Source organism: Paenisporosarcina sp. P4_E4_2, from assembly GCF_056401595.1.
The window spans coordinates 1-5,712 of record NZ_JBFUJC010000262.1; the positions used below are offsets into that span (position 1 = coordinate 1).

Sequence of the window (5,712 nt, forward strand, 5' to 3'; positions counted from 1 at the left end):
CTTCATAATACAGACGAGAATATTGATACAGGAAGTAAAAAATACAAAACAAATGAAGTAAATGGCATTCCCTATGTTTTTATCAAAACACCTAGTTACGTCGGAAATGGCAAACAACGAATTAAAAACATGATCGTATTCTATCGAAATCTGTTCCCCGTCGCAAAAGAGGTTGCAAAAATTCACGGGAAGCCTGATGTGATCCTCGCTTCAAGTGTTCATCCGCTAACTTTAATAGCGGGCATTAAACTCGCGAAAAAGTTTGGCATTCCTTGTGTTTGTGAAGTGCGGGATCTATGGCCTGAGTCCTTAATCGAATATGACTCGATAAAAAGAAATAGCTTAGTCACCAATCTGCTATATCGTGGGGAAAGATGGATTTATAAAAAGTGTGACAAATTGATTTTTACGATGGAGGGTGGGAAGGATTACATAATTGAACGAGGGTGGAACAAAGAACTCGGCGGACCGATTGATTTAACGAAAGTGCATCACATTAATAATGGTGTTGATTTAGAGCGTTTCACTGAAAATATAAAGCGTTATATAGTAGTGGATCCTGATTTAAACAACCCCAAACTGTTTAAGGTTGTGTACACTGGATCGATTCGGAAGGCAAACAATGTAGATCTAGTTGTAGAAATTGCAGAAATCATCCAGAAAAAAGGTGTTAATCATATAAAGTTTTTAATTTATGGGCGAGGAACAGAGAAAGAGAATTTAGAAAAATATTGTGTTGATCATGGAATTAAAAACATTCAATTTAAAGGGTTTGTCGATAAAAATCATATCCCGTATGTTCTCAGTAAGTCCGATTTAAATATTGTGCAGCTTTTTTCACAAAACGGGCTCAAACGGTTTGGTACGAGTGTGAATAAAATGTTTGAATACTTTGCAAGTGGGAAACCAACGCTTTCAGGTTGTGAATATGGGTACGATCTCATTCGAAAATATCAATGTGGCATTGTGATCGATAATGCTAGTACGAATCAGCTTGCGGAAGCCATTATTAACCTGTCTAATATGCCTCAGGATGAAGTTGCAATTTATAGTCAAAATGCATTAAAAGCCGCACAAGACTATGATTTTAAAGTGTTAACTAGAAAGCTTGAACAGTTACTATAATTTTATAGATTGGTGGTCAGGATGGCTCTTTAAAGGAAAAATTGATAAGAATTCTGGAAGGATTACTTCATCAATGATTTTACATCACCAAAATTTTTAGGTGGAGAATTTTCCTTAAATACAGAACTATGTGAGGATGTGATCTGTCTATTAGTAATATTACATTTAAAAAAAAATATCTATATACACTATTCGTATTAATCGTTTTTAAAATGCTATTGGAATACGGTTACTTTTTATTTGTAAATCCAGTATTTGAATATGAAGGGTTTACTATAAAGCTGTTTATCAATTTATTATTACCTATTTCATCACTGTATTGGTTACAGGATCATTCACGAGAATTTTTTCTAACCATTTCACTGTCATTTTTATTACTTTTTTATATTCTAGTAAAAACCCCAATGCTAAAACTTCCTACTTTAAAAGAGGGAAAAAATTTATCATTTTTAATATTATTTTTCTTAACCATCATTGTTTATGTTTTTTTAATCGTTACTGGTGGTCTACAAAGAATAAATTTTGATCTATCAGATGTTTATTCAACTAGAGAAGAATTTAACGCTAGTAGTGATAATTGGTTAATGGATTATTTATTGCCTTGGCAAGCGCATATAACAAATATGTTCTTGTTGATTTATGGATTGATCAGGAAAAATAGAATATTAGTTGTTATTTCTTTAATTTTACAAATTTCAATTTTTGCAATGACAGGACATAAGAGTTATCTTTTTGCGCCTATTCTTATTTTTGGAATTTATTATTTCTTTAAAAAAGGTTATCAGAATAATATATTATTTTTTATCACATCTGCCTTAATATTTTCACTAAGTATTTTATATATTTTGTACAGTATTTCTAACAACCCAAATATGTTATCGCTCTTTTTAAGAAGGTTATTTTATGTTCCTGCACAGTTACATTTTTTATATTTTGATTTTTATGAGAACATGACGAAATATAAGCTGTCCGCATCTTTCCTTTCTTTTATCATTGATAATCCATATGGTACTAATCCGGTTTATTTAGTAGCACAAAAAGTATTTGGTAGAGACTTTAGCCCTAACGTAGGTATATTCGGGGATGCTTATTTGAATTTCGGAATAATTGGAATTCTACTTTTTATGTTGATCTTAGGGGGAGTATTAAAAATATTAGATAGTGTGTCGAAAAATACTCCATTAGTTTTATCAACTGGAATTATCATCATTCCTGGAACTGCACTAGTTGATGCAGCCCTATTTACTAGTCTTTTAACTCATGGAATATTATTTGCAATTTTTGTTATATGGCTAACTAATTCCGTGGTTAACAGACACGAAAAGACTTGATGGCAAGCTCAAAAAAAAATGAGGGTGGAAAAATGGAGACTATAAAGGAAAAATTGCTTAATAAAACAGCAACACTGGGGGTCATAGGGCTAGGTTATGTTGGTCTTCCTCTTGCTGTGGAGAAGGCAAAAGCAGGGTACCGGACAATCGGATTCGATATACAAGATTCTAAAGTAGTTATGGTAAATTCCGGTATCAATTACATTGGAGATGTCGTGAACGAAGACCTTGAACAAATCGTACAATCCGGCTACCTTACCGCCACCTCAGATTTTGCACAGGTTGCACAAGCAGATTGTGTATGTATTTGTGTGCCGACACCGTTAGACCTCTATAAGCAACCGGATATTAGTTATGTGAAAGCTTCGGCAGAAAGTATTGTTCCTTATATGCATAAAGGAATGTTAATCGTTTTAGAATCTACAACCTATCCCGGTACAACAGAAGAACTCTTGAAGCCGATTTTTGAATCATCGGGTCTGAAATGTGGGGTCGATTTCTATCTTGCGTTTTCGCCTGAACGAGTCGATCCGGGGAATTTACGCTATAAAACGAAAAATACCCCAAAAGTGGTAGGGGGAATGACTGCAAAATGTACGGAAATCGCAGCGAGTTTATATGAGAGCATTTTAGAAGCACCGATTTATCGGGTTTCATCACCTGCGATTGCAGAAATGGAAAAAATCTTAGAGAACACCTACAGAAATATCAATATCGGCCTCGTCAATGAATTAGCCATTCTTTGTAACAGAATGGGTATTAATTTCTGGGAAGTGGTCGATGCTGCTGCAACGAAACCCTATGGATTTCAGGCCTTTTACCCAGGGCCAGGTTTAGGGGGCCATTGTATTCCACTAGATCCCTATTATTTATCGTGGAAAGCGCGTGAATATGGGTTTCACACATCCATGATTGAGGCTTCCATGATGATCAATGACCGAATGCCGGAATACTGTGTGGAACGAGCAAGTAATATTTTAAACAAATCGAAAAAGGCGTTAAGTGCATCGCGCATTTTAGTCCTTGGTGTCGCGTATAAACAGGATATTGAAKATTATCGAGAAAGCCCAGCGATTCGAGTTATCGAAGTATTAGAAAAAAACGCTGCTGATGTGATCTATTATGATCCTTATATTTCAGAATATCGTGATGAACACGGTGTGATCAAAAAAGGTGAATCAAAATTAACTGCGGAGCTTATTGAAAGTGCTGATTTAGTAATTATCACAACTGCCCATACAAAGGTAGATTATGATTTCGTTCAGCAACATGCGAAGGCAATCTTTGATACGAAAAATGCCATGCAGAATGTTTTGAATCGAGAAAAAATCGAATTGTTGTAAGGGGAGACGAAATGGAATTTACAACAAAAGCCTACATCGAGCTGCTGGAATTATTAAGACACAACGGGTATTACTTTTGCATGTATCGCGAAAGTGAAACTGTCAAAAAATCGGTCATCATCAGGCACGATGTTGATTTCTCACTTGAAAAAGCACTAGAAATGGCCAGACTAGAACATGATCTAGCCGTGAAATCAACCTATTTCATTCTATTATCCACTAATTTTTATAATATCTTTTCAAGAGAATCCTTCGAAAAGCTAAAACAAATCCAGTCGTTAGGCCACGAAATTGGCATTCATTTTGATGAAAAACGATATGATATTCAAACTATTGAAGATATGCAGAAAGCTGTACAAATGGAAGCCAAAATTCTCGGTAACTTACTAAATACTGAAGTGAAAGTAGTTTCCATGCATCGACCTTCCAAACTCGTATTAGAAAATGATATTCAATTCCATCAAATCATCAACTCCTATTCCTCCAAATACTTCAAAAGCATGAAATACGTATCAGATTCAAGAATGAATTGGCGAGAAGACCCGATTGAAACGATTGAATCTGGAAAATATGAAAAGCTGCACATTCTGACCCATCCTTTCTGGTATTCTACTGAAATTGAAACAATGGAAGTTAAGCTAAAGGACTTCCTCAAACAATCGATAAGTGAACGATATGATTTTATGTATGACAATTTCACCGCATTAGATCAAGTGATTGATTGGAAGGAGATAACAGGGTGATTCGTATAAAAGATATCACAGACTTTTTAGACACTACAGAAATGCCCTACACATTTATCGGTGATTCAGAACTCACGATTCATACCTATGTTTCCATTGAAAATATTGCTGCCAATTTAATTTCATGGATTAAAGACGAGAAAAAAATGCAAGCCATTATGGGAAAAGTCATTACAAATTCGCTCATTGTCTCACTACAATTTGATACAAGTTCTTTTGAGAAGGCAAACTTTATTTTTTGTGACAATCCAAAAGCCATGTACTTTACGATACTCAATCAATTTTTTCATGAAGAGACGAAGGTTGAATTTATTAGTGCAACATCGGTTGTTGAAACTAGGAGTATCGGTAACCAGGTTTACATTGGTCACCATTGTTATATAGGGCCAGAAGTTGTGATTTCAGACAATGTACGAATCGAAAATAATGTTTCGATCCAAGGGAAAGTCACGATTGGAAAAGATACAATCATTCGTTCAGGTGCTGTGATTGGTACTGATGGGTTCGGCTATTTTGAAAATACTGACGGGATCAATGTTAGAGTTCCCCATTTTGGCGGTGTGATCATTGGCGAAGATGTGGAAATTGGGGCGAATACGTGTATTGACAGAGGAACGTTAGGGGATGTGGAAATCGGGAATCATGTAAAAATTAACAACCTTTGTCACATCGCCCATAATGTCATCATTGAAGATCATGTCATGATTGCCGCGTTGGTCAATATCTCTGGAAGTGTGTGGATTAAGAAAAATGTTTATATCTCTCCTGCAGCGACGATTCGAAATCAAGTAACCATTGGCGCCAATAGTTTAATCGGCTTAGGTTCGGTCGTTGTAAAAGATGTGGAGGATAATGTGGTGATTGTCGGTGTGCCTGGAAAAAAAATAAGAAATCATGTGGGTGAGAAATGACGAACTTACGATTTGCCATCATCGGTTGTGGGAGGATTTCACCGAATCATCTGGCAGCTGCTATTCAAAATAAGTTAGACATTGTCGCCATTTGTGATCTCGATGAAAAGAAAATGGAGCAGACCCTTTCAACATTTGATTTAGGGGTTGCAGTAACTAAATATACAGATTATCGACAGATGCTGGCAATTGAAAAACCTGATTTAGTGGCGATTTGTACAGAAAGCGGGAAACATGGACAAATTGCATTGGATTGTAT

General features: G+C 35.6%; 6 protein-coding genes. All 6 read left to right on the forward strand.

The genetic code is table 11. From position 1 onward, the window contains the following. The coding region (locus AC1DSB_RS14985; RefSeq protein WP_477587008.1) for a glycosyltransferase family 4 protein at positions 1 to 1,125 on the forward strand (1,125 nt) is incomplete at its 5' end. A 212-nt stretch (positions 1,126 to 1,337) separates the two neighbouring features. After that, a complete protein-coding gene (locus AC1DSB_RS14990; RefSeq protein ID WP_477587009.1) occupies positions 1,338 to 2,456 on the forward strand; it encodes an O-antigen polymerase in 1,119 nt (372 codons plus the stop codon). A gap of 32 nt (positions 2,457 to 2,488) precedes the next feature. Then, positions 2,489 to 3,799 (forward strand): nucleotide sugar dehydrogenase, encoded by a 1,311-nt coding sequence (locus AC1DSB_RS14995; protein WP_477587010.1) that lies wholly within the window; start codon positions 2,489 to 2,491, stop codon positions 3,797 to 3,799. A gap of 11 nt (positions 3,800 to 3,810) precedes the next feature. Next, complete coding sequence (locus tag AC1DSB_RS15000) at positions 3,811 to 4,542, forward strand: polysaccharide deacetylase family protein (protein ID WP_477532693.1); 732 nt, start codon at positions 3,811 to 3,813, stop codon at positions 4,540 to 4,542. Continuing rightward, entirely contained in the window at positions 4,539 to 5,453 is a 915-nt protein-coding gene (locus AC1DSB_RS15005; protein ID WP_477587011.1) for a DapH/DapD/GlmU-related protein, read from the forward strand. Before AC1DSB_RS15000 ends, AC1DSB_RS15005 begins: the two co-directional genes overlap by 4 nt. Then, positions 5,450 to 5,712: Gfo/Idh/MocA family protein (locus AC1DSB_RS15010; RefSeq protein WP_477587012.1), on the forward strand; the 263-nt coding region annotated here is incomplete at its 3' end. The genes AC1DSB_RS15005 and AC1DSB_RS15010, both read left to right, overlap by 4 nt.

Excerpts from the sequence above, each read along its gene's own strand:
- AC1DSB_RS14990 (WP_477587009.1), top strand. The coding sequence starts at position 1,338 with ATGCTATTGGAATACGGTTACTTTTTATTTGTAAATCCAGTATTTGAA.
- AC1DSB_RS15000 (WP_477532693.1), top strand. The coding sequence starts at position 3,811 with ATGGAATTTACAACAAAAGCCTACATCGAGCTGCTGGAATTATTAAGA.